The sequence below is a fragment of the Nodosilinea sp. FACHB-141 genome, assembly GCF_014696135.1.
Classification (GTDB): Bacteria; Cyanobacteriota; Cyanobacteriia; order Phormidesmidales; family Phormidesmidaceae; genus Nodosilinea.
The window spans coordinates 24,020-49,334 of record NZ_JACJPP010000010.1 but is presented as its reverse complement, the minus strand read 5'-3'; the positions used below and the strand labels follow the sequence as shown (position 1 = coordinate 49,334).

Annotated in this window: 22 protein-coding genes and 1 riboswitch; of the genes, 17 read left to right on the top strand and 5 right to left on the bottom strand. The window is 57.9% G+C overall.

Annotated features, from left to right (window positions below):
• Nucleotides 1-26 precede the first annotated feature (26 nt).
• The 5 genes from H6F59_RS08225 to H6F59_RS26980 form a co-directional block, all read right to left on the bottom strand.
• The gene (locus H6F59_RS08225) at nt 27-887 is read right to left on the bottom strand and encodes an SDR family oxidoreductase (protein ID WP_190520393.1); all 861 of its coding nucleotides are present in this window, start codon (nt 885-887) and stop codon (nt 27-29) included.
• Nucleotides 888-1,326: 439 nt separating this feature from the next.
• The gene (locus H6F59_RS08220; RefSeq protein ID WP_190697576.1) at nt 1,327-2,964 is read right to left on the bottom strand and encodes a sodium:proton antiporter; all 1,638 of its coding nucleotides are present in this window, start codon (nt 2,962-2,964) and stop codon (nt 1,327-1,329) included.
• A gap of 85 nt (nt 2,965-3,049) precedes the next feature.
• A riboswitch (Fluoride riboswitch) is annotated at nt 3,050-3,126 on the bottom strand.
• Between the two features lie 211 nt (nt 3,127-3,337).
• Nucleotides 3,338-3,829 carry a phycocyanin subunit alpha gene (gene cpcA, locus H6F59_RS08215; RefSeq protein ID WP_190697573.1) on the bottom strand — a complete coding sequence of 164 codons (492 nt, stop codon included), beginning with the start codon at nt 3,827-3,829 and terminating at the stop codon, nt 3,338-3,340.
• A 170-nt stretch (nt 3,830-3,999) separates the two neighbouring features.
• Entirely contained in the window at nt 4,000-4,521 is a 522-nt protein-coding gene (locus H6F59_RS08210) for a phycocyanin subunit beta (RefSeq protein ID WP_190697570.1), read from the bottom strand.
• Nucleotides 4,522-4,991: 470 nt separating this feature from the next.
• Nucleotides 4,992-7,301, bottom strand: a complete 2,310-nt coding sequence (locus tag H6F59_RS26980) for an FAD/NAD(P)-binding protein (RefSeq protein WP_190697567.1) — start codon at nt 7,299-7,301, stop codon at nt 4,992-4,994.
• 162 nt (nt 7,302-7,463) lie between these two features.
• Here H6F59_RS26980 and H6F59_RS08200 point away from each other — a divergent pair, with 162 nt between their 5' ends.
• From H6F59_RS08200 to H6F59_RS08120, 17 genes are all read left to right on the top strand, one after another.
• On the top strand, nt 7,464-8,381 hold the full coding sequence (locus tag H6F59_RS08200) for a TauD/TfdA family dioxygenase (RefSeq protein ID WP_190697564.1): 918 nt from the start codon (nt 7,464-7,466) through the stop codon (nt 8,379-8,381).
• 214 nt (nt 8,382-8,595) lie between these two features.
• On the top strand, nt 8,596-8,790 hold the full coding sequence (locus H6F59_RS08195; RefSeq protein WP_190697560.1) for a DUF2795 domain-containing protein: 195 nt from the start codon (nt 8,596-8,598) through the stop codon (nt 8,788-8,790).
• A 162-nt stretch (nt 8,791-8,952) separates the two neighbouring features.
• Nucleotides 8,953-10,596: an ATP-dependent DNA helicase RecQ gene (locus H6F59_RS08190; RefSeq protein WP_190697557.1), complete on the top strand. Its 1,644-nt coding sequence runs from the start codon at nt 8,953-8,955 to the stop codon at nt 10,594-10,596.
• Nucleotides 10,597-10,746: 150 nt separating this feature from the next.
• Complete coding sequence (locus tag H6F59_RS08185; RefSeq protein ID WP_190697554.1) at nt 10,747-11,523, top strand: class II glutamine amidotransferase; 777 nt, start codon at nt 10,747-10,749, stop codon at nt 11,521-11,523.
• Nucleotides 11,524-11,973: 450 nt separating this feature from the next.
• Nucleotides 11,974-13,050 (top strand): sulfonate ABC transporter substrate-binding protein, encoded by a 1,077-nt coding sequence (locus H6F59_RS08180; protein WP_190697551.1) that lies wholly within the window; start codon nt 11,974-11,976, stop codon nt 13,048-13,050.
• A gap of 35 nt (nt 13,051-13,085) precedes the next feature.
• Nucleotides 13,086-14,198, top strand: a complete 1,113-nt coding sequence (locus H6F59_RS08175; protein ID WP_199325703.1) for a sulfonate ABC transporter substrate-binding protein — start codon at nt 13,086-13,088, stop codon at nt 14,196-14,198.
• Nucleotides 14,199-14,320: 122 nt separating this feature from the next.
• Nucleotides 14,321-15,463, top strand: coding sequence for an FMNH2-dependent alkanesulfonate monooxygenase (gene ssuD, locus H6F59_RS08170; RefSeq protein ID WP_190697549.1), 1,143 nt, complete (start codon nt 14,321-14,323; stop codon nt 15,461-15,463).
• An 11-nt stretch (nt 15,464-15,474) separates the two neighbouring features.
• On the top strand, nt 15,475-16,776 hold the full coding sequence (locus tag H6F59_RS08165; RefSeq protein WP_242021354.1) for an acyl-CoA dehydrogenase family protein: 1,302 nt from the start codon (nt 15,475-15,477) through the stop codon (nt 16,774-16,776).
• Between the two features lie 24 nt (nt 16,777-16,800).
• On the top strand, nt 16,801-17,406 hold the full coding sequence (locus H6F59_RS08160) for a peroxidase-related enzyme (protein ID WP_190697545.1): 606 nt from the start codon (nt 16,801-16,803) through the stop codon (nt 17,404-17,406).
• 174 nt (nt 17,407-17,580) lie between these two features.
• Nucleotides 17,581-18,579 carry an aliphatic sulfonate ABC transporter substrate-binding protein gene (locus tag H6F59_RS08155; protein WP_190697732.1) on the top strand — a complete coding sequence of 333 codons (999 nt, stop codon included), beginning with the start codon at nt 17,581-17,583 and terminating at the stop codon, nt 18,577-18,579.
• A 118-nt stretch (nt 18,580-18,697) separates the two neighbouring features.
• The gene (locus tag H6F59_RS08150; protein WP_190697542.1) at nt 18,698-19,522 is read left to right on the top strand and encodes an ABC transporter permease; all 825 of its coding nucleotides are present in this window, start codon (nt 18,698-18,700) and stop codon (nt 19,520-19,522) included.
• A 148-nt stretch (nt 19,523-19,670) separates the two neighbouring features.
• Nucleotides 19,671-20,735 (top strand): ABC transporter substrate-binding protein, encoded by a 1,065-nt coding sequence (locus H6F59_RS08145; protein ID WP_190697540.1) that lies wholly within the window; start codon nt 19,671-19,673, stop codon nt 20,733-20,735.
• A gap of 11 nt (nt 20,736-20,746) precedes the next feature.
• Nucleotides 20,747-21,583, top strand: coding sequence for an ABC transporter ATP-binding protein (locus H6F59_RS08140; protein WP_190697537.1), 837 nt, complete (start codon nt 20,747-20,749; stop codon nt 21,581-21,583).
• 128 nt (nt 21,584-21,711) lie between these two features.
• Entirely contained in the window at nt 21,712-22,518 is an 807-nt protein-coding gene (locus tag H6F59_RS08135) for an ABC transporter permease (protein WP_190697533.1), read from the top strand.
• A gap of 160 nt (nt 22,519-22,678) precedes the next feature.
• Nucleotides 22,679-23,428 (top strand): ABC transporter ATP-binding protein, encoded by a 750-nt coding sequence (locus H6F59_RS08130; protein ID WP_190697531.1) that lies wholly within the window; start codon nt 22,679-22,681, stop codon nt 23,426-23,428.
• Nucleotides 23,429-23,510: 82 nt separating this feature from the next.
• Complete coding sequence (gene ssuE / locus H6F59_RS08125; RefSeq protein ID WP_190697528.1) at nt 23,511-24,059, top strand: NADPH-dependent FMN reductase; 549 nt, start codon at nt 23,511-23,513, stop codon at nt 24,057-24,059.
• A gap of 43 nt (nt 24,060-24,102) precedes the next feature.
• Nucleotides 24,103-25,308, top strand: coding sequence for an acyl-CoA dehydrogenase family protein (locus tag H6F59_RS08120; protein ID WP_190697526.1), 1,206 nt, complete (start codon nt 24,103-24,105; stop codon nt 25,306-25,308).
• Nucleotides 25,309-25,315: the final 7 nt, after the last annotated feature.

Here is a 25,315-nt window from a genome sequence, read left to right as displayed (position 1 = left end):
ATATCCGATCTACCACTAGCTTTGCCCTATCCGTTGACCACAACGCCGCCATTGGGGTGCAGCACCTGACCCGCCATGTAAGACGCATCTTCAGAGGCCAAAAAGACAAAGCTAGGCGCGACTTCCTTGGGTTGGCCCGGCCGCTGCATCGGTACCTGTTTGCCAAAGTTGGCGACATCATCGTCCGAAAAGGCGTCGGGGATAAACGGCGTCCAGATCGGGCCGGGGGCGACGCCGTTGACGCGAATGCCCTTTTCTAACATGGGGGTAGCCAGGGAGCGGGTAAAGGCCAAAATCGCCCCTTTGGTGGTGGAATAGCTCAGCAGGCTGGGGTTGCCTTTGTAGGCATTAACCGAGGTGGTGTTGATGATCGAGCTGCCCGGCTTCATGTGAGGAGTGGCCGCTTTAGCAAAGTAAAACATGGAGAAGATGTTGGTGGCAAAAACATCCCCCAGTCGGGCCGCATCAATGTCATCGAGGCTAGGCTCTTGGTACTGCACCGCCGCATTGTTGACCAAAATATCAAGCTTGCCAAACTCCTCAATCGTTTTTTGCACGGCTTCACGACAAAAATCCTCACCGCGAATATCGCCCGGAAGCAGCAAACAGCGGCGGCCGTAGTCTTGCACGGCCTGCTGAGTTTCTTTAGCGTCGTCGTGCTCATCGAGATAGACAATGGCGACATCGGCCCCTTCTTTGGCGTAATAAACCGCTACGGAACGGCCAATACCACTGTCGCCACCCGTGATTAGGGCAACTTTGTCTTGCAGTTTACCGCTGCCCTTGTAATTGGGGTCGTCATACTGCGGCCGGGGCACCATTTCTGACTCTAGGGCAGGGGTGCGCTCTTGGTGCTGGGCAGGAATTTGGTCAGGGGTGATAGTCATGGATTCTGCTCCTTTTAACTAATTACGAATGCAGCGTACCGTTGTGCTAAACCGAGTTTCTAATACACAAAACTAGCCGCCGGTCTGGCTTAAACCTGGAGAGCGACTTGGAAGAGATTCCCTTGTTTTTGCTCTACAAAAATCTGCAAGCGCCGTAAAAAGGAAAAAATCAGGGTCACCTTCTCACTTAAAAAAGCAATTTGAGGGGGTCTCATCCTGGCACTGCAACGCACAGACTCTTCATGGAAAATATCTAAGCGAAATATCCGCCTTATTGAGAGTCTGGCCCTACTGTAACGACCGAGATCGGTAGGGTTATCTTTCTATGGGGTGAACCCAGTTTGGAGGAGAACTCTACTGCCAGCGCCAGACGTTTGGAGGCTATTTGAATCGAGATCTGGCGTAACTTTGCGGCCTTAAAATGCCTTCTGTACCTAACTCAGCGATCTTCTAGCACTAAGGCGCTGTCTTCAACCACAACAACTGGTAACAGACTGGTTTCCAACACCGCCTGACACACTGAACCTACCAGCACCCTATCTGAGGTGCGATCGCCGCGCTTGCCCACTACAATCTCAGCCGCGCCACACTCTTGGGCAGCCCGCACAATCTCCTCCGGCACCGAGCCTGAAGTAGTGATAAACCGATGGCGAATGTCGGCTAAACACTGCCTCACCCGCTGGCGCAGCTCCTCCACTACCGCCGGATCGTCAACTCGCACCACGTGCAACACCACTACGTTGGCATCGCTGCGGCGGGCGAGTTCGGCGGCTTTAGCCAGCACGCCTGTCGCCAGCGATGACGTATCCACCGCTGCCAGCAGGGTAAGCTCGCGGGCCACCGAAACCTTGGTCGGGTCTACCTCGCCGCGCTCTAGCAATTTCGGGGCAAAGGTAGGAATCGCCCAGGCCCCCAGGGGAGCCGTCACCAAAATTGAGAGGGCCGACAGCGCCAAAATAATCTCGCCACCCTCGACCCCCTGGGTCAGCGGAATTGCGCCGATCGCCGCCTGCACCGTAGCCTTGGCCGAATTTCCCGGCAGCAAAAACAACCGTTCCTGACCGGTCCAGTTGCTGCCCAGGGTAGACAGATACCAGCCCAGCGATCGCCCCACCAGGGTGCCAATAGCCAGCACCAGCAGGCCGACCAGCAGCGTATCACTCAGCACGCTGAGCTCAATGCTCGCCCCCAGCAGCACAAACAGAATGATCTGGGCAATCGTCCACAGGCTGTCGAAGCCACCTCGCAACCGTCGCGCCAGCGGAGCATCTAGCTCGACTAGAAAAAAACCAGCGGTCATCACCGCTAAATAGCCGGAAAACATCGGAAAATCTTCTGCCAACACCACCAGCAACAGGGCGAAACCCGCTGTCACCAGAGCATCCTGCACTGCGTTTTGGGTCCAGTTTTGCCGGGCCAGCAGCGACACCAGCAAATGAGCGGTCAGCCACCCCAGCAATACCCCCAAGGCAATCTGGGCAATAATTTGAATCGGCAGTAGCTGAAGCGGGCTCAGAGTGACACCGCCGGGTAGAGTAACCGCGATCGCATTCTGGGTCAAAAACGCCAGCAGCAGGCTAAACACCAGCAGCAGCAGCACATCCGAGAGGGCGCTGCCCGTCAAAATCGCGTCGGGAATGCCTTTTTTAACGCCCCAGCCCAAGCTTTTGAGCCGTAGCATAGCAGGCACAATCACCGCCGGTGACTCAGCCCCCAGCACACAGCCCAGCAGTAGCCCAGTAGCAAAATCAAACTGAAATAGCCACACAGCGGCAATGGCAATGGCGATCGCCTCACAGGCGGCGGGCAAAAACCCCAGCCGCAGCGCCACCGACCCCTGCTGGGCCAGCTTGTCGCGATCGAGGCCCAGCCCCGCCTTCATCAAAATCACCATGACGGCAATGGTGCGCAGCTCGTCTGCCGCGGCCAACACCCCTGGGCTAATTACATTGCCCATTTGGGGGCCAAGCAAAATACCCACCAGCACCATGCCCACCAGGGCGGGGAGCTTTAGCCGTCGAGCCATTTGCCCGACGAAAAAGCCCATCAGCAAAATCCAAATCACGCTTTCTAACATGTCGCCACGCCCAGGTTGAATCGGTTACGTGGCCTGGGGCATTGGTTAAAAGACTCCACAGCCCCTACCCTTCCGCCCCAAGCCGGAATAAGTAGGAGCCATCAGCCCTTTCAGCATCGACAGCCTAGGGCGGTTTTGGCGAGCTCCACCGCCGTCTTTATTGTTTATAGCAGGCCAGGAAGCTTCGAGTTGATCATGGGCATCTGCTATTCCCCACCCAACAAAAAAATCACCTGTGTAGCACCTGACTTTGACCGCAGACCCATAAAGAGCAGGGCCAGGTCAGAATGCTACACAAATGATTGTTTGACGCATTTAGATTGGTTGTTAAACAGGCATTTGGGTAGGAGAGCCCGCCGCCTAGATTAATGCCCTAGCTAAGGGCATTAATAACGTAGTCAATGTAAGTATTGACCTCTACGGCAGGATCGCCGCTGAGCCCATGGTTGGCTTTGATATGTTTCAAAGCCTCAATGTACCAACTGGGCGATAGCTCAAAGGTGCTGTTGATTTCAGCTAGCCCAGCCACCAGATAATCATCGATGGGGCCAGTGCCACCTACGATCAGGCCATAGCTAATAATGCGCAGATAGTAGCCGATGTCGCGTACACATTTGGCTTTGCCGCGATCGTCAGCGGCGTAGTTCGGCCCCTGCAATTGGTTGGTGTAGGGAAATTTTTGGTACACCGCATTAGCGGCGGCCTGGGCTAGGCTGTCAGCTTTGCTGGCTAAGGTTTTAGCTGCCGTTAGGGTGTTTTCGGCCTGGCGAAAACGGCCAAAGGCCACCTGAAACTCGGCACTGCTCAAGAACCGCCCCTGGGAGTCGGCAGTGTTGATCGCCTCGGTTAAGGGTGTTTTTGTCATGGAAAAATTACCTCAAACGTAAATAAGTGAAGGGGTAAAACAGAATTTGATCGTGGCAAGCTAGATTTGAGCCCCTGGAGCAAAAGGTGTAAAAGATTAAGGCTCATGGCATGCCTCACGCTTTGTACCTAAACCTGGCCCGTAACCTGTCACTTTTGCTGGGTAAAGCACTAGACTACCGCCGCCGCCGCCCGATCAAAATATCCCGACAATTCAGAAACAAGCGAGCTGCAATCGCCTTGGGTGATGTTAGCAGGGTCGTTAACAATGCGAATGGAAGCTTCTTTGAGTTTTTCGATGCCGGCTGCTACCGAAGCGCCAGGGGTACCTAAAGCCACGTAGGTTTCACGCAGACCATTGAGGGCGCGATCTTCTAGAACGCTAGCATCACCGGCAAAAGTAGCGTAGGTCACGTAGCGCAAAATAATTTCTAAATCGCGCAGGCAGGCTGCTGCCCGTCGGTTTGTATAGGCGTTGCCGCCGGGAGCAGTGAGCTGAGGCTGCTCAGCAAATAATTCGCGAGCGGCACTGGCGACAATGGCTGACGAATTGCTGGTAATGCGGTTAACAGCATCGACGCGCTTATTGCCGTCTTTGACCAGGTTAATCAACGCATCAACCTGATCGTCACTAAGGTAAGAACCTCGGCTATCGGCTTGGGAAACTACCTTAGAAAAGACATCAAAGGCCATAACACGGATCTCCTAAAGACTGATTTCATCAATACGTAAATTGGTTAGTTTTGATACCCAAAGGTTACGGCTAAACTACTTTGCCCAAGCTCCGCAAAAACCAGGCATAGTTAAATGTCCAAGCAAAGCCTAGGCGTGCAGACTGTTGCCTGCACTTGTATTAATTGTTAGACAAAACCTATGGGCTGAACCTAGCGAATCCTCGTCAGCTCTAGTTGACAAAGACTGCTTACAAAACCAACCTGAATTATTTATATAGCAAAACCGAAGGCTATTTTGTTACAAAAAATTTAGCGATTGCCGTTGTTTCTGCAACTACAAAAAATTCTCTAAATCGCTATTTATTTGTTTCTGCAACTACAATCAATTCACCTTTTAGCTATTAGCTATGGAGCGCCTTGTAAGGCTTAGTAACAATTGTTGTTTGAGCTACAGCCTCAATGTGGTGTCTAAATGCTTTACCTCAACCCTCAAATATACATAGCGAAGTAACCCTCAAAAATTTCGGCATTGGTGGTCAGGTTTTGCTCCGTCTGGTCGCGCTCTGCCTGACTATTTGGGTTAGCGTCTAGATCGCTGGGAGGAATGAAATCGCCGCAGTGTTCGTTGGCAGGCACAGCCTGATTGATCTTTTTGGGATAACTCAGACCCAGGTGGGCCATCAAGGTGATGAATTGGTCGCGGGTGCGATAGCCCGAACCCGGCCCTTGACCATCGGTAAACCGAGGATTCAGCCGCCTCTCTTCGCCAATGGTAGAAACTGTGCGGCCCTGGTAATCGTGGGCGGGGTAGACCAGGGTGGTGTCAGGCAGGGTAAAAAACCGCTGAGTTACAGTGTCATACAGGGTGCCGGCATCGCCAGATTGCAGGTCAGTGCGGCCACAGCCGCGAATCAGCAGGGCATCGCCTGTGAGTAAGTGGGTGTTATTGATTAGGTAGGCCATATGACTACTGGTGTGCCCTGGGGTGGCGATCGCCTCCAGTCGCACTGTCCCCAAAGTGAGTATTTCACCATCGGCCAGATTGTGGTCGGCGGAGCGGGCAGCGTTTTGGGGTACTAACACTTGGCAACCGGTCTGCTGCCTGAGCTTGCCCGCGCCAGTGATATGGTCGGCGTGAATGTGAGTTTCGAGGCAGTAGCGCAGGGTCAGACCCAGGTCTTGCAGAAGTTGCAGGTCGCGATCGCTCCGCTCAAGCACAGCATCGACCAGGGCAGCCTCCTGGGTTTGGCTATCAGCGATTAGATAGGTGTAGGTGCTTGACTCCGGGTCAAACAACTGGCGAAACACCAGGGTGGACTGAGGCAGTACAGGGGCAGGTTCGCCGCAGTCTTGGGCAAAGGCCACGCGCTGGGAAGTGGCGTAGACCCGAGTGGGCAGCGGGCGCACCCGCACCGGCAGCGATTGCAGCACCGTCGAAGCGAGCCGTTGGGCCTGCTCCCGCAGCTCTGGCACGGCGATAGATTCCCAAAGCTGGCCCTTGCGAGGGGTGCCCAACGTATAGAGCAGGGCAGAACGGCGACCCTGGGCATCGAGCACGGCCCCGTCAGCGGCGGTATCAATGCCCTGGCCCAGATCGCAGGGGCGAATGAGCTGCTGCTGACGCAGACTGGTGATTAGGGGCTGGAGCGATCGCCGGTAGTCGGCCTGCACCCCTGTGCAGTTGACCACGCGGCTCACCTGGAGCGTCTCCTCCAATTGAGATCCACGACAACGAAAGGTAACGGCCACGCCGTCAGGGATGGCTTGGTAACCCAGAATGCGCCCAGCGGCGATCGTCAACTGCCCAGATTGCTGCAAGGCTTTGAGCATCTCGCCAATCGTTGGCGCAATCCGGTGGCGGTGCACATCCCAGTAGGGGTTAAGGTGGCGCAAAAAACGTCGCTGCTCAGGGCGGGGGAGTCGCTGCCAAAGCTCCTGAGTGATGGGGCGCAGCGAGTCGATCACTGCTCGCCAGTCGTAGCCGTAAGCCTTGGCTGTTTCAACCTCGCGCCGCAGCCGCTGGGTCAGGCCGCGCAGGGTAGTCGGAGCGATGTCTGGGGTCAAAAAGGCTGGGTAGGGCAAAGTCGATTGGTGCGGCAACGGGGCTAGCCCGCGCCGAGACAGCGCATAGATGGGGCCACGGTGGCGGCGGCTGTGCAGCGACACCACCATATCCACCATGGTTAGCCCGGTGCCCACCAGCAGCACCGGCGCATCGGGGGCCAGGTCATCGAGGGCATTCGCTGCCCAGGCGTGGCGGAGGTAGGGGCGATCGCTGTCGGTTTCGACCCCCGCCGGGGCATTTCCCAGCGCCAGCACCAGCCGGTCAGCGGCAAAACTCTGCCCGCTGGCTAACGACACCACCGCCCCCTGGCCCTGGGGCGCGATCGCCACCGCCTCGTCTTCTACCCGCTCTAGCCGCACAGTGCTGGGGGCCGACGCCTCGGCCTCCTCTAAAATGGATTGGATATAGAGGCCAAAAACCTGTCGAGGAATAAAGGTGCTGGCATCAAAATCTTTGGGCAAAAAGCCGGTTAGGGCGCTGCGGTTGTAGTTGAGCCAGCGCAGCAGATGGCCTGGTTCATCGGGAAAAGCACTTATCTTCCCTGCCGAAACATTCAACAGGTGGCCGTTGGTTGTGGTGCTGTAGGCCACCCCTTTGCCCACCTCCGAACGACGCTCCACCAGTTTGACAACGAGGGGGCGGTTGGCTGTTTTGAGTAGGTGAGTCGCTACCAGAGACCCGCTAAAGCCAGCCCCAATGATGGCGATCGCGGGGGGAGAATTGAAGAATGACATAGAGCAGTCAAATTAAAATGTAATTTGTTTGCAATTGTAATTCAGTTAATTTATGTTCTCTGTAGCCTGTGGCATACTTGGCCCGCCGTAACCGCCGATCGGGCCAATTAGGCCGATCGAATTTGTGGGTGCTAGCGGCGAGTTGTTCACAATTCCCTTGCCATGAGCTTTGTATCTCTCAACCTGCGTCCTGTTGCCGGGCGTATTGGCGCTGAAATTTTTGGCCTAGACCTCAGCGATGCCCTCAGTGACGACACCATTCAAGCCCTGCGACGGGCCCTCGTAGAGCACAAGGTAATTTTCTTCCGCGACCAGCAGCGGCTTGACTCAGAGGGTCAAATCGCCTTTGCCCGCCGGTTTGGCCCCCTCACCGCCGCCCACCCGACCCTGCCACCCTTAGAGCAGCGCCCCGAGGTGCTCGACCTGCACTACGGTCAAAACCATCTCTATGCCAACTACTGGCACACCGATGTCACCTTCGTCGATCGCCCACCCCTAGGTTCAATTTTACGGGCGGTAGAGCTGCCGCCTGTGGGCGGTGATACCATTTGGGCCAATACGGTCACCGCCTATCAAGATTTGCCTGCCCCGCTGCGGACCCTGGCCGACCAGCTCTGGGCGATCCACAGCAACGCCTACGACTACAGCACCGGGGCCGTGAATCTGTCTGACTTTTTTAAGCACAACCGCGCGGTGTTTGAATCGACGGTGTTTGAAACTCGCCACCCGGTCGTGCGCATTCACCCCGAATCGGGAGAGCGAGCCCTGGTGCTCGGTGGCTTTGTGCGCCGTTTTCAAGGGCTTTCCCAAACCGAGTCGGAGGATCTGCTACGCACCCTGCAAAGCTATGTCACTCGCCCTGAAAACACCGTGCGCTGGCAATGGCGACTGGGCGACGTGGCCTTTTGGGATAACCGGGCCACCCAGCACTATGCGATCGCAGACTACGGTGACTACCCCCGCCGCGTGCAGCGGGTGACCGTCGTTGGCGATCTGCCCGTTAGCCCCAGCGGAGCCCATAGCACCGCCCTCAAAGGTGATTCTGCGGCCTACAACGGACTGGTGGCCGTCGCTTTTTAATTGAAGGGAAAAACGACAGGATTCAAGCGCGCCAGACATGCCCAGCTTCGCCTGGGTAACACTGGCGCGCCTTGACGCTTCCTGCTTTTGCCATCTATGCCGAGCGATGCCGTGGACGGATGGGAGGTTGTACCTGGGGCAGAGGAAACTCTAGCGCAGGGGGCATTAGCTTGAGGACAGCCAACAACCCAACGCTGCTACTCAAGGAGGGAAAATGGCTAAAGTTAACCCGATCCAGGTACAGAAGTTTTTGAAGGGGATGGACTATCCCGCCAGCAAGCAAGACGTGGTCGACCATGCCAAGCAACAGGGGGCCAATGAGAACGTTTGCGCCACCCTAGAGCAAATGCCTGACGAAGAGTTCGAAACCTCGGCTGATGTCAGCAAGGCCATTGGTGAGGTTGATTAAAGCACTATGGCCTAGACCTAGCGCGATCGCATTGCACAAGCGCCAAGAACCTTTTATCGCTGTTGTCACTTCAGCCAAGAGAAGCTAAAAACAGCAGACTTGAAGTGGCAATGGCAAGCCAGATAGCGGCTCAATTGTTTTTATCAACAGGTTTCAAGCCGCATGGCTCAACCACCCAAATCGGTGTCTAAGGAAAAAATTCGTCAGACGGCGCAGGCAAAGCTCGGTTATGCAGACCTGCGGGAGGGGCAAGAGGAGGCGATCGCCGCCCTGATTGAGGGGCACGATGTCTTAGCCGTCATGCCCACCGGGTCAGGAAAATCAGCTATCTACCAGCTGGCGGGGGCCATGATTTCTGGCTGCACCGTTGTGATCTCTCCCCTCATAGCGCTCCAGCGCGACCAGGTAGACTCGATCGCCGAGCAGGAAGTGGGCGAAGCCGCAGCGGTCAACTCTACCCTGAGTGCATCGCGGCGAGAGGCGGCTTTTGAGTCGCTGGCCGATGACGAACTAGAGTTCATCTTTTTGGCACCCGAACAGTTCAACAACCCCGAGACCCTAGACCGATTGCGCGCGGCTAAACCCTCGCTGTTTGTGGTTGACGAAGCCCACTGCATCAGCGAGTGGGGTCATGACTTTCGGCCCGACTACCTCAGGCTGGGCGCGGTAATCGATGCCCTCGGCCATCCCAGGGTGTTGGCCCTAACGGCCACAGCCGCCCCGGCGGTGCGAGAAGAAATTGTCAAACACCTGGCCATGCAAGATGCTCAGGTGCTGGTGCAAGGGTTTGACCGACCCAACATTTGGCTAGAGGTGCGGCGCTTTGAGACCGAAGCCGAGAAGACCGAGGCTCTGATCGACCAGGTAGTGCGCGCTAAAAAACCGGGTATTGTCTATGCGGCCACTCGCAAAAATACCGAGGCGCTAGCTGAGGCGCTAGAGGAAGCCGGTGTCGCTGCGATCGCCTACCACGCTGGCATGAAAGCTGCCGATCGCGAGGCCGCCCAGGCCGCCTTTATGGACGACGAAGCCGAGGTGATGGTCGCCACTACCGCCTTCGGCATGGGCATCGACAAGCCCAATGTTCGCTTTGTGATTCACCACAACATCAGCGATTCCGTCGATTCTTACTACCAAGAGATTGGGCGGGCGGGGCGCGATGGCGAAAAAGCCTTTGCGCTGCTGTTCTACTGCCTCGACGACCTGAATATTCGACGCTTTCTGGCCAGTGGCGGCCAGGTGGATGTGGAGCAGGTGACCCAGGTGGCCACTGTGCTTCAAGAGCAGGATGACCCGATCAAGCGGCAGGATTTGCAGGCCAAAACCGAGCTTTCCCGAACCAAGGTGGCTACCGCCCTCAGCCATTTGGAGGCGGTAGATGTCGTCGAGACCTTACCCACAGGCGAAGTGGTTGCCCGTGACTTGGCAGATGTGGAGGAAGCTTCTCAGGCCGCCGTTGAGGCCCAAGAACGGCATCAAAACCACGTGCGATCGCGCCTAGAAATGATGCGAGGCTATGCCGAACTGCGCGACTGCCGCCGCGGATATTTGCTCAACTACTTTGGTGAAACCCGCGACCAGCCCTGTGGCTTTTGCGATAACTGTCAGGCAGGCATTGTGGTCGAAGACGAAGATACCTGGCAGCCCTTTGCGTTGAACAGCCGCGTGGTTCACCGAACATGGGGCGAGGGCACGGTGATGCGCTATGAGGGCGACAAGATCGTGATTTTGTTTGATCAGATGGGCTACAAAACCCTGGCTAGGCAGTTGATCAGAGAGTACCGATTGCTGGATCAGGTCGATTAGCCACTAACCCCAGCCCGCCATTTTATGGCGACTGCAATTACATATGAAGATTAATGCCACCCCAAGGCGTTGTTTATTGGTGACGTATCGATCGCAGAGGTAACGGAGGTAGCCTTAGAGCTACTGAAAGATTCGTGAAGATACGTCATTATGTGCCAGCTGTTGGGGATGAACTGCAATGTGCCCACGGATATCTGCTTCTCCTTTGAGGGGTTTTGCGCGCGCGGGGGCAAAACCGACGACCACAAAGACGGCTGGGGCATTGCCTTTTTTGAAGGCCTAGGCTGTCGGGTGTTTCTCGACGACAACCCGTCTAGCTCATCGCCCGTGGCCGCCTTCATTCGGCAGTACCCGATCAAATCGATGAATGTGATTGCCCACATTCGCAAGGCCACCATCGGGCCAGTCAAGCTAGAAAACTGCCACCCCTTCAAGCGAGAACTGTGGGGGCGCTACTGGGTGTTTGCTCACAACGGCGACCTGCCGACGCTGCCCTTTGACCACCAGGGCATCTACCGCGCGGTGGGGCAAACTGACAGCGAGCAGGCCTTTTGCCTCATGCTCAACCACATTCGGCAGCGGTTCCCCGATCGCAAACCCCCCATTCAAGACCTGTACCTGGCTCTGCGAGAAATCACGGCAGCGATCGCCCCCCACGGCATCTTCAACTATCTGCTGTCGGATGGTGAACACTGCTTTGCCCACTGCTCCACCAAGCTCTGCTACATCGTGCGCCAAGCTCCCTTCGCCGCCGCCCACCTGATCGACGAAGACATTACGGTGGATTTTCAAGAGCTGACCACCCCGAGCGATCGCGTTGCCGTCATCGCCACCACTTCTTTGACCGACAACGAGGCCTGGACCCCCATTCAGCCCGGTGAACTGTTGGTCTTCCAGGACGGCTTACCGCTCCATCTCACTCCTTAAGCAGGAATGCCCTTTTCCCTTTATCTATTGAACGGTCCTAGCCTAACTTCACCATTACAAACACCCACATTTAGGACAGGTTCGACGTAGGGGCATTGCAGTGCAATGCCCCTACCAGAGGATTTCGCCTGTCAAAGTGTCCTAACTAAATCAACTGCGGCAATACATCCAGATTTGGCAGAGCTCAGACACCGGTAAGTCTTTTGCCAACCATGCCTTGCACCCAAAGCTTTATACCCAACGTTTCAACTCGATCAAAATATTGAATGAAATTTAATTTCATTTGTAACTGAGTTTACTTGAACTTCACTCAGCCCCCATGCCATACTGCGCCAGCAAACAGCGGTATTTCTACCGACTTACCGTAGTTTCCTGGGTTGGCTTCGGCTTTGTGCAATTGCTGCAAGGTCAGGTCCGCGCCAGGAACAGATCATTTGTGGAGGCACAGCCATGGCACAGCATCGCCCTAGAGCTTGGGGGCTTACCCGACGACAGTCGCTAAAGTCGTTTGCCTATCTATTTGCCAGCGGCATGGGGTTGAGCGCAGCGGTCACCGCCTGTAGTAGCGACTCTACCACCAGCACCGAACCTCAGCCCGCCGCCACTGAAGCCAAGGCTAAGGTGCTACGCATTGGCCACCAAAAGTTCGACCCGTTCATTTTGATCAAAGCGCGGGGCGGGCTAGAGGAGCGGCTAAAAACCTTCGGCACCCGCGTCGAGTGGATTGAGTTTCAGTCGGGGCCGCCCCTGCTGGAGGCTTTGAACGTCGGCAGCATCGACATTGGCCGCACCGGCGATGCCCCACCGATTTTCGCCCAGGCGGCGGATACGCCCTTTTTTTATGTCGGTAGCGGCGCACCCCGACCCAAGAGTTCGGCCGTTGTGGTGCAGGCCGATTCACCGGTGCAAACCCTGGCCGATCTCAAGGGCAAAAAAGTGGGCTTTCAGCGCGGCTCCAGCGCTCACTTTTTGGTGGTGCAGGCGCTCAAAAAAGCCGGGTTGGCCTGGTCAGATATTGAGCCGGTGAACCTCACCCCCGCCGACGCCCGCTCCGCCTTTGAGCAAAACAACATCGATGCCTGGGGCATTTGGGACCCCTTCTATGCGGCCTCAGAAAAACAGGTGGGGGCGCGCACCCTAACTACCGGGGAAGAGCTAGCCCCCAACCGCGAGTTTTTCTTGGCCTCCAAAGCCTTTGTAGCCGACAACGAAGCGCTACTGGTGGCCCTGCTCGAAGATACCGCTGAAGTTGCCCAGTGGGCCGACAACAGCCCCGCCGAGGTGGTGGAGGTGCTGGCCCCCATCACCGGCCTGGAGCCAGAGATTTTAGATGTGGTGACCCGCCGCCGCAGCTGGATTTTTGACCCGGTACAGGCCGATGCGATCGCAGAGCAGCAGCGCATTGCCGACGCCTTCTATGAGCTAGAGCTGATTCCCAAAGCGGTGCGTGTGCAAGACGTGATCTGGACCCCCAGCTCAGCTGCCTCGGCCCGGCTGAAGCGGCCTGCTGCCAACCTCCTCGCCTAACTCCCCATTGCCATTCACCAAAGTTGAGCCCACCCATGAATTTTGAAAAGACGGAGTTTGAAAAGTCTTTGCAGATTGCGCCTCGCTATAACCACTCCCATAGCCAGGCCCAAACCTCAGCGTTGTGGGGGTCAACCTCTCGCCGCCGGTTTCTGCGCCGAGGTGGCATGTTCTTGGGGGGCATGGCCTTGGCCGGGGCCGTAGGGGCCTGCAGCAGCGAGTCTGCGCCTCTAGCCGAGACCGGCGCGACCCAGGCCAGTGCAGGTGGTGCCGCCCCCGCTGCCACTAAGCAGTTGCGGGTGGGCTACCAAAAGTCATCCACCGTGCTGAATCTGCTCAAGAACCAAAAACTCCTCGAAAAGCGCTTTGAGGCCGAGGCTTTCCCCATCACCTGGAATGAGTTTGCCGCTGGTCCTCAAATGCTCGAAGCCCTCAACGTGGGCAGCATCGACGTTGCCTACACGGGCGAAACCCCGCCGATCTTTGCCCAAGCCGCCGATGCTCCCCTGGTCTACGTCGCCTGGGAAGACGTTGGTTCGCTTGCCGAAGCCATCCTTGTGCAGAAAGATTCGCCCATTAAGAGCGTCGCCGAGCTAAAGGGTAAAAAAGTTGCCCTCAACAAGGGTTCCAACGTCCACTATCTGCTGGTCAAAGCCCTAGAAGAAGCGGGTTTGCAGTACAGCGACGTCGAGACTGCCTACCTGCCCCCCGGCGATGCCCGCTCGGCTTTCGAGCAAAATAGCGTCGATGCCTGGGTGATCTGGGATCCCTTCCAGGGAGCAGCAGAAAAGCAGCTGGGAGCCAGAACGCTGCGCGACGGCAAAGGTATCGCCCGCAACCGAGGCTTCTATCTCGCCACCAAATCTTTTGCCGATAGCCAGCCCGACGTGCTTAAAGCGGTTTTAGAAGAGGCTGAAACCATCAGCACCTTTGCCAAAGAAAACCCGGCCGAGGTCTCCAAATTTTTGTCCAACGAGCTGGGCATTCCTACCGACGTGCTGGATCTGGTGGAAAGTCGGCGCGGCTACGGCATTCAGCCCATCACCGACGAGGTGGTGACCTACCAGCAAGATATTGCCGACACCTTCTACGAGCTACAGCTGATTCCCAAAGAAATTGATGTCTCCACCGTCATTTGGAACGGCTAGGTGATGCTCACTAGGGCACTCAAGCTTGACGTAGGGCCGATACAGCTCTAACGCTGCGCATGCGCTTCTGACTCTCTCCTACGTCTTTTCTCTTCGTTGTTCTCTCTGCGTTTTTCATTGCTATGAGCCTCGACATTCACTGGTTTATACCGACCCACGGCGACGGCCGCTATCTGGGCACCGCTGTAGGGGGGCGCGCCATCACCGCCGACTATCTACGGCAGCTGGCGGGTGCGATCGATCAGCTGGGCTACGCTGGGGCGCTGCTGCCCACCGGCAAATCCTGCGAAGACGCCTGGATCACCGCCGCCTCATTGATCGCAGCCACCAAGCGCATGAAGTTCCTAGTGGCGATTCGTCCCGGCATTTCTTCTCCCGGCATGGCGGCCCGCATGGCAGCGACCTTCGATCGCATCTCCAATGGCCGACTGTTGGTCAACGTTGTCACTGGCGGCGACCCCTACGAGCTGGCAGGCGACGGCTTGCACCTCGACAAGCAACAGCGCTACGAACTCACCGACGAGTTTCTCGAAGTCTGGCGCGGCGTCATGCAGCAGGAAGTCGTGGATTTTGAGGGCCAGCACCTGACAGTGAAAGGCGCAAAGCTGCTGTTTCCCCCCGTGCAAGACCCCTACCCACCACTGTATTTTGGCGGTTCTTCGCCGATCGCAAAAGAAATTGCCGCCAAGCACGTAGACCTGTACCTCACCTGGGGCGAACCCCCCGCCCAAGTCGCCGAAAAGATTGCCGAAGTGCGCCAGCTGGCTGAAGCCCACGGGCGCACCCTGCGCTTCGGCATTCGCCTTCACGTCATCGTACGCGAAACCACTTCCCAAGCCTGGGATGCCGCCAACGACCTGATTCGCTATCTAGATGACGACACCATCGCCGCCGCTCAAAAGGCCCTAGCCCACGCCGACTCCGAAGGCCAGCGCCGCATGGTCGCCCTCCACGGCGGCCGCCGCGACAGCCTCGAGATTAGCCCAAATCTCTGGGCCGGCGTCGGCCTGGTGCGCGGCGGCGCCGGCACCGCCCTAGTCGGCGACCCCGACACCGTCGCCCAACGCATGCAGGAATACATCAACCTCGGCATCGACACCTTTATCTTCTCCGGCTACCCCCACCTCGAAGAAGCCTACCGCTTCGCCGAACTCGTATTTCCCAAACTGCCCCTGGAGAACCTGCCCACGGCAGCCCCCAGCCGCTACGTCAGCCCCCTTGGCGAGATTATGGCCAACGATAAGGTACCTGCTCCAGCGAGTTAGGTGGGGAGTAGATGAGTGGACGGGTGGATGAGTTAGTTGCTTGCGCACCCGCCTACCCATCTACCCCCTACCCATCCACTCCCTACCCATCCACTCCCTACCCATCCACCCCCTACCCCCTCACCCCCATGCCCGTCCTCGAACGTCTCGACCAATCCAGCATTCTCGCCACCGCTGCGACCCTGGCTCAGGAGCTAGCGGCTAGTGCGGTGGAGCGCGATCGCACCGCCGGCATCCCTACGTTAGAAGTGTCTCGCCTGCGAGACCTCGGCCTGTTGTCCCTCGTTGTGCCCCAGGAATACGGCGGGGCCGGAGCCGATTTAGTCACCCTATATCAGGTGGTCAAAGAACTTGCTAAAGCCGATGGCTCCATTGGCCAGCTCTACGTCAACCACATCGGCCTCGTCACCCTGGCCCATTCCCTCGGCACCGTGGCGCAAAAAGAGCGCGACTATCGCGGCACCGCCCAGCACCAGTGGTTTTGGGGCAACGCCATCAACACCCGCGACGAGCGGCTCAAGCTTACCCCCGACGGCGAGGGCTTTCGGCTGAATGGCGAAAAGGGGTTTGGTACCGGCATTCCTGCCGCCGATCGCTGGGTGTTTTCGGCGGTGCAAGACGGCGTTGAGCTGCCCTTGTTTTTGGCAATTCCGAGCGATCGCGAGGGCGTCACCATCCAGGACGACTGGGACAATGTTGGCCAGCGCCGCACCGCCAGCAACAGCCTCAGCTTCAATAACGTGTGGGTGGCACCCGACGAAATCTATGGCCCCGCCCCCGATCCTGAAGGGGCCTTTGCCACCCTGCCCGGCCCCGTGGCCCAGCTTGGCAAAACCCACGTCTACCTGGGCATTGCCGAAGCCGCGCTCCAGGCCGCCCGCCAATATACCCAAGCCAAAAGCCGACCCTGGATCACCTCTGGGGTCAGCGGCATCACCCTCGACCCCTACGTGCTACACCACTACGGCGATCTGTGGGTGCAACTAGAGGCCGCCAACCAACTGGCCGCTAGCGTGGCCCCACTGGTCCAGGCCGCCTGGGACAAAGGCGATGCCCTCACCCACGAGGAGCGGGGAGAAGTGGCGGTGCGGGTCGGAGCCGCCAAAGCCTTCGCCAGCAAAGTAGGGCTAGAAATTGCCAATCGCATTTTTGAAGTCACCGGCAGCCGCGCCACCGCCACCGCATACGGGTTCGATCGCTACTGGCGCGACCTGCGCACCTTCACCCTCCACGACCCCGCCGACTACAAGCTGCGCGACACCGGCAACTGGTTCCTCAACGGCGTCTACCCCACCCCCACCCAATATTCCTAACCCTACCCATTCAGGAAACTTCCCATGACTCAATCCCTCACTCCACCCGCCCCAACCCTGTCCTCAGCTAACCCCACCTCCTGGCTGAACGTGCCTGATGAGGCCAGCTTGCCCGCCGATATTCAGGCCATCTTCGCCGATCAGCGGAAAAAGCTTGGCCTGGTGCATCCCTACTTCAAAGGGTTTTCGCTGATTCCTGAGCACCTGCGGCTGTGGTTCAACTACTACCGCGAGCTGATGTATGGCGAAGGCGAACTCTCTGCCAAAGAGCGCGAAATTATTGCCGTCGTTTCTTCCGCCACCAACCACTGTCAATCTTGCGTCACCACCCACAAAGCGGCGCTGCGAGAAGTGACCGGCGATGCCGCCTTTGCCGATGACCTGGTGACCAATCGCGAAAATCTGGAGCTGACCCCGCGCGAGCAAGCCCTGGCTGACTTTGCGGTGCTAATCAGTCAGCTCGCCCGCGACCTAGATCCATCAGAGCTAGAGCCATTAAGGGCGGTCGGATTGAGCGATCGCGCCATCCTCGAAGCCGCTGAAATTGCCGCCCAGTTTGGCCTTTCTAACCGACTCACCAAAGCCTTCGGTTGGCAAGTCGGCCCCGAGTACGACCAACTCTTCCGCTAGGGGTAGCGCTAGCTCTACTGCCGAGAATTCATTTCTCAGCCTCGGCATTTTCTAATTCGTTTTCCTTTTTGACTCAGCGTAGGTATAGCAATGCTCCGTTTCCGTAGTCTTCGATTTTCGCCCCTACAGATTCGTCCCCTCAGCCGGGTGGGTAGGCGGCAGTGGCTGCGAGGCATGTTAGCCATCACTACCGCCTTTTGCATAGCGGTGCTGAACGGTTGCGCCCAACCCTCTCCCAGCAGCAACGCCACTAGTTCAGGGGCTACCGCTGCCGCAGCGCCCAGCGCGGTGCGAATCGATTTTGCCTACTACAACCCCGTTAGCCTAGTGCTCAAAGCCAAAGGCTGGCTAGAAGAAGACCTGGCCAAAGACAACGTCAACGTGGAATGGGTGCAAAGCCAGGGCAGCAACAAAGCCCTAGAACTGCTCAACAGCCGCAGCATTGACTTTGGCTCTACCGCCGGGGCCGCTGCTCTGCTGGGCAAAGCCAACGGCAACCCGATCAAGTCGGTCTACATCTACTCCAAACCTGAGTGGACGGCCCTGGTCACCCGCCCCGACACCGGCATCAGCAAAGTCGAAGACCTGAAAGGCAAAAAGGTCGCCGCCACCAAGGGCACCGACCCCCACATTTTCTTGCTGCGCGCCCTCGACCAAGTCGGGCTCTCTGAAAGCGATCTCGAAGTCGTGCAGCTGCAGCACGCCGATGGCAGAACAGCCCTAGAGCGCGGCGATGTCGATGCCTGGGCTGGCCTTGACCCCCACATGGCCAAAACCGAGCTAGAGCAGGGGTCTAAACTCTTCTTCCGCAACCCCGACCTCAACACCTACGGCTTTCTCAACGTGCGAGAAGAGTTTGCCAACACCCACCCCGCCTACGTAGAGCGCGTGCTAGCCGCCTACGAAAAAGCCCGGCAGTGGTCCCTCGAAAACCCGGCAGAACTCGAATTGATTCTGGCCGAAGCAGCAGGGCTCGAGAAAAATGTGGCCGCCAAACAGCTTGAGCGCACCGACCTGTCAAATAGCGTGATTGGCACCGTCCACAAAGACACTATCGCCGCCGCCGGAGACGTGCTGAAAAAGAGCGGTGTAGTGCCCGCTAACACCGACGTGAACGCCGTCGTAGATTCTCTAGTCGATCCGCAATTTATCGAAAAAGTCGCAGCCCGGTAGGAAGAAAGTTTTAAGTTTTGGATTTTGAGTTTTGAGTTTATGCCTTGAATTAAGCACTCAAAACTAAACACTCAACACTTCTCTCCCCCACCCCCTGACCCATCCACCCCCCACCCCAATGATTTCTCCCGCCTCCCCAACCTCAATCACCTCAGCCCGCCCCATTCGGCGGCGGTGGTTGGCTGGTGACGGCTGGATTTCTCTGGCCTCGGTGGCAACGGTGCTGGGGTTGTGGTGGGTGGCGAGCCACGCAGGCTGGGTGAGTCCGTTATTTTTGCCGACCCCAGAGGCAGTGTTGAAAGCCTTTGTGGACATTGTGGTGAATGGCTACAAAGGCGTGCCGCTGCTCTTTCACATTTGGGAAAGCCTCTATCGGTTGGGGGTAGCGCTGGTTTTGGCGGTGCTGATTGCGGTGCCGTTGGGTATGGCCTGCGGAGCCTTTGACAAACTGCGAGCCGTAGTTGAGCCGCTGATCGAGTTCTATCGCCCCCTGCCGCCCCTGGCCTACTACACCCTGCTGGTAATCTGGCTGGGCATTGAGAATGCCTCGAAGATTGCTCTGCTCTTTTTAGCGGCCTTTGCACCACTATTTATTGCGGCGGTGGCGGGGGTGCAGCGGGTGCCCCGCGATCGCATTCTCGGCTCCCAATCTTTGGGGGCCAACCGCTGGCAAATCTTTCGCTATGTGATCTTTCCCTCGGTGCTGCCAGATCTATTCACTGGGCTACGCACCGCGATCGGCTTTGCCTACACCACCCTGGTCGCCGCCGAAATGGTCGCCGCCGTCTCCGGCATCGGCTGGATGGTGCTCGACGCCAGCAAATTCCTGCGCAGCGATGTCATCTTTGTCGGCATTTTCATCATGGGCGGCATCGCCGTGGCGTTGGACTGGCTGCTGCGCTGGGTGATGCGATCGCACCTGACCTGGGTGGGTAGGGAGTAGGGGGTGGGGAGTGGGGGTAGATGGGTAGGGAGTAAGTTTTGAATTTTGAATTTTAAGTTTTGAATTTACTCCCCTACCCCTCACCCATCCACCCACCCATTCACTCTCCCACCCATCCACCCCCTACCCCTCAAAAAGGACACACGCCATGCCCCTCAGACGACGCCATTTTCTCTACGGCTTAGCCGGTGTCAGCCTGCCGCTGATTGCGGCAAGCTGCGCGCCCACCACTACCACTCCGACTGATAGCGCCGCTGATTCGGCGAATGCTGAGGGTAGCTCCGGCGTCGCGGCTCCGGCAACAATTCGCATCGGTTACCAGGTAATTCCCAACGCTGAGCTGTTAGCCAAGGCCCTGGGCTTGACCGAAAAAGCCTTTCCCAACAGCAAGGTTCAGTACTCCAGCTTTGACTCGGGGCGGGATGTCAACACCGCCTTTGCCGCTAACGGCATTGATTTTGGGCTGGCGGGGTCGGTGCCTGTGGCCGTCGGCATTTCCCAGGGGTTGCCCTATGAGGTGTATTTCATTCACGACGTGATCGGCGATGCCGAGGCGCTAGCGGTGCGCGACGGCATCGCCAGCACAAAGGATTTGGCGGGCAAGAAGGTGGCGGTACCCTTTGGCTCTACCACCCACTTCAGCCTGCTGGCTCTGCTGGGGCAAGACGGCGTTGACTCAGCCAGTCTCACGCTGCTCGACCTGCAGCCCCAGGATTTGGTGGCTGCTTGGCAGCGGGGCGATATTGATGCCGCCTACGTGTGGGAGCCTCACCTCACCCGACTGGTCAGCGATGGCGGCCAGATTCTTACGACCTCTGCAGATTTGGCCGATCGCGGCGTACTCACCGCCGACGTGGGCCTAGTGCACAAAGACTTTGCCCAAAACCATACCGATGCGCTGCGCCAGTACATCGCCGTGCTGGATGAAGCGGTGGAGTTTTATCGCGCCAACCCTGATGAAGCGGCTGAGGCCCTAGCCAAAGAGTTGGGTTTGACGCCAGAAGAATCGCTGGCCAGCTCTAAGGGCATCATCTGGCTCACTTCCGCAGAGCAGGCTGACGCGAAGTTTTTGGGCACTCCCGACCAGCCTGGTGACTTTGCCGATGTGCTGAAAGATTCTGCCGAATTTTTGGTGAAGCAAAAAGCGATTGATCGGGCCGCCGATATCACTACCTTTCAGCAACACCTGCGCAACGACACCCTCAAGTCTTAAGGCAACCAACCATGGCGTTTTCTAGCCGCACCACCAGCCCAGTTACTACTCAAAGCCCGTCTTTGTCTCAAGATGTCGTCGTGGCCCTACGGGATATTAACCTGCATTTTGGTCATGGGGCTCAGCGGGTCGAGGCCCTGCAAAACATTAACCTCGACCTCATTGCCGGGGATTTTGTCTGCGTGCTGGGGTCATCGGGCTGCGGCAAAACTTCGCTGCTGCGGGTGCTGGCGGGCTATCAGCCCCCCACTGCCGGGGCGGTTTATATTGGCGGCAAATCTCACAGCGCCCCCACTGCCGAAGTGGGAGTTGTGTTTCAGCGACCCAACCTGCTGCCCTGGCTCTCCATTGCCGACAACGTGGGCTTTGGCCCTAAAATGCAGGGCGAACCCGACTTCACTCTCAGACAGCGAGTTGCATACTATCTTGACTTGGTGGGACTCACCGAGGCCAGCCAGCGTCTGCCCCATCAGCTCTCTGGAGGTATGCAGCAGCGAGCCGCGATCGCCCGCACCCTAGCCGCTACTCCCCGAGTTGTGCTTATGGATGAGCCCTTCGGTGCCCTCGACGCCCTCACCCGCGAATTGATGCAGATGCACCTGCACAAAATCTGGCAGCAGACTCAAAAAACCATCTTTTTCATCACCCACGATGTCGAAGAAGCCATGATTTTGGCCACCCGCATCGTCGTAATGCATGCTCACCCCGGCCGTATCGTCCAGCAAATTTCCAACCCCTTCCGCGACGTGCTCAAATCCATGAGCATTAGCGACTTGCGCACCATGCCGGAGTTTATCCGCCTACGGCAGCGACTCGTGTCGGCGATTCACTCGGTGGAAGGAGGGTAGGGGGTAGATGAGTAGATGAGCAGGGAGTGGATGAGTAGTGAAATCTGCTTCACCCTCTACCCTCACCCCCCTACCATCCACCCCTTACCCCCTACCCATCCACCCCTCACCCTCCACTATCCACTCCAATGTCCTCCCTCTCCCTCCGTCGCCCGACCAAACAGCGCCTCGCCATTCCTCGCTCTCTCCAGGGCTGGCTACTGCCGATCGCACTGGTAGTCGCTTGGGAACTGCTCTCTCGGCTCGGGCTAGTAGCCCCCAATCTGCTGCCTGCCCCCACGACGGTGTTGCAGACCATTTTGACGATGGCCCGCAGCGGCGAGCTGTTGCGTCACGTGGGCATTACCCTTTACCGAGTCGTGCTCGGGTTTGGCATTGGCACCCTGGTGGCGACGGTGCTGGGGGCACTGACGGGCTACTCCCGCACGGCCCATGCCTATTTAGACCCGCTGTTGCAGGCCCTGCGCAACATCCCCTCGATCGCCTGGGTGCCGCTGTTTATTCTCTGGCTGGGCATTTATGAAAGCTCGAAGGTGACGCTGATTGCGGTGGGGGTGTTCTTCCCGGTTTACCTCAACCTGATGAGCGGCATTCAGGGAGTCGATCGCAAGTTGGTAGAGGTCGGCAAAATCTATCGCCTCAGCCAGCTCCAGCTCGTGCGCCGGGTATTCCTCCCCGCTACGCTGCCAGCTTACTTAGTCGGGCTCCGCAATGGTTTAGGGCTGGGCTGGATGTTTGTGGTCGCCGCCGAACTCATGGGAGCCAGCCAGGGACTGGGCTACCTGCTGATCGACGGCCAAACCACCGGCCGTCCCGCCGTGATCATCGCCAGCATTGTGCTGTTTGCGCTGCTAGGAAAACTCACCGATTCAGGACTGTCGGCGATCAGTCAGCGCCTGCTGTACTGGCAGGACTCCTATGGAGCAAGAGGATGACAAAAGTTTTGAATTTTAAGTTTTTAGTTCCTAACTCAAAACTCAAAGTTCCTAACTCAAAACTCAAAGTTCCTAATTCAAAACTTAAACCCCTACAGCCTTACCCCATCACCCTCCCACCCATCCACCCCCTACCCATCCACCCTCTCCACCCTCGCCCATGCTTTACATCGAGAACGTCCACAAGCAATTCGACAACGGCCTACTGGCCCTAGAGGGCATTGATCTGGCGATCAAACCGGGGGAAGTGGTCAGCCTGGTGGGCACCAGTGGGTGCGGCAAGAGCACGCTGCTGCGTATTGTTGCGGGGCTAGATTTTCCCACCCTGGGGGCGGCGTTGATCGACGGGGAGGTCATTACCGCTCCGCACCCAAAGGTGGGGCTGATTTTTCAAGAGGCTCGGCTGATGCCCTGGCTGACGGTGGCCGAGAATATTCAGTTTGGCCTCAAAGATTTGCCCCGGCTAGAGCAACAGTGGCGCACCGCGCAGGTGTTGCAGAAAGTACATCTAACCAATTTTGCCGAGGCCCTGCCGCGACAGCTTTCGGGAGGGATGGCGCAGCGGGTGGCGATCGCCCGCGCCCTGGTCACCCAGCCCAACCTGCTGCTGCTCGATGAGCCCTTCAGCGCCCTCGATGCCTTTACCCGCACCCAGCTGCAAGACCACCTGCTGGATATTTGGGCTGAAGACCATCCCACTCTGCTGCTGGTCACCCACGATGTTGAGGAGGCGCTGGTGCTGAGCGATCGCATCATCGTGCTGCGGCCGCACCCAGGCCGCATTCACCGCGAGCTGGTGGTGGATTTGCCCCGCCCCCGTCGCCGCACCAGTCTCGAGTTTCAGCGGTTAAAGGAGCAGCTGATTGGTGATCTCGATCTGACGCCAGAGCTGGATTTGGTGGAGCTGTGAAGTTGGTAGAGGGGTAGGGGGTGGGGGGATGGAAACAGCCGAAAGTTAGCGTTCATTGTCCAAATTTTTTTGAGGTTTAGGTATGACAAAAGTTGTTGCGATCGCCGGTAGCCCCTCCCATCCCTCCCGCTCCTACGCGGTGCTGGAAGAGGCGCAGAAAATTTTGAAAACCCAGGGGGTTGAGCTAGAGATTCTGCTGGTGCGCGATCTGCCCGCCGAAGATTTGCTCCACGCCAGGTTTGACAGTACGGCGATCAGTGCGGCATCGGCCCAGGTTGCTGCCGCCGATGCGGTGATTATTTCTACCCCCGTTTACAAAGCGGCTTACACCGGCATTCTCAAAGCCTTTCTCGACCTGCTGCCTCAAAAGGTGCTGGTGGGCAAGCCGGTTTTGCCGATCGCCACTGGAGGAACTTTGGCGCATTTGCTGGCGATCGACTACGCCCTCAACCCGGTGCTGGGGGTGCTCGGCGCTACCCACATTCTCCAGGGCGTGTATCTAGTCGATACGCAATTTCAGCGGCTAGAGACGGGCGGCATTGAGTTTCACGACCCCGATTTGGAAGCGCGCCTGCGGAGTTCGCTAGAGGGATTGGTGCGATCGCTCCCCGCCGTGCTCACGGCCGTCTAGGCCAATGGCCATACATTAAGTTTATTGTTCAACATCTTTACCTATGCCGCTGCTCACCTCGCCTCCGCTTCAGTCCCAAGTTCACGCTAACGCGCAAGCTATCGATGCCTGGGTTGATACCCTGGTCGATGAATTTGCCGCCACGGCGGTGGAGCGCGATCGCCAGGGGGGCACGGCCCAGGCAGAGCGCGATCGCCTGCGCCAGAGCAATCTGCTGAAGCTGGTGATCCCAGCCCAGTATGGCGGCCTCGGGGCAGATTGGGAAACAGCTATGCGTATTACCCGCCGCTTTGCCCAGGTGGATAGCTCTATTGCCCACCTGTTTTCATACCAGCATTTGGGGGTAGTAGCACCCCAGGTGTTTGGCAACCCCGAGCAGGCGGCTCACTACTATAGCCAAACCGCCCAGCACAACTGGTTTTGGTGCAACGGCTTCAACCCGCTCGATCGCCGAGTCATTCTCACTCCCGATGGAGCGGGCTTTCGCATCAACGGCACCAAGAGCTTTTGCTCCGGCTCCGTCGATTCCGATGTGATTCCGCTCAGCACGGTGCAGGAGGGTGTAGAGGGCTTTCGGATTGCGATCGTGCCCACCCAGCGCGAGGGCGTTGAGGTGCAGGGCGACTGGAACAACATGGGCCAGCGGCAAACCGACAGCGGCAACATTCGCTTTAGCAATGTGTGGGTGGCCGCCGATGAAATCTTGGCTCCTCCCGCAGGCAATGAGGTGTTTCGCACCTTTCGCTCCTGCCTCACCCAAATCACCTTCACCAACATCTATCTGGGGGTGGCCCAGGGGGCCTTTGAGGCGGCGCGATCCTATACCCGCAGCCAGACGCGGGCCTGGCCGGGGTCTAAGGTCGAATCGGCCACCGAAGATCCCTACATTCTGCAACACTACGGCGAAATGGCGATCGCCCTCGAAGCCGCCACCCTGCTTACCGATCGCGCCACCGCGTTAGTGCAGGCCGCCTGGGAAAAGGGCTATGCCCTCACCGCCGAAGAGCGGGGCGAATGCGCCGTGGCCATTGCCACCGCCAAAGCCTTTGTCACTCAAAACGGCCTGGCCCTGGTCAACAAAATTTTTGATGTCATGGGCACCCGCGCCACCTCTGCCGACTACGGCTTTGACCGCTACTGGCGCAACCTCCGCACCTTCACCCTGCACGACCCAGTCGACTACAAAATTCGCGCGGTGGGCAACTGGGCGCTCAACCGAGAGCTACCCACCCCCGATTTTTACGGCTAGAGCTGCG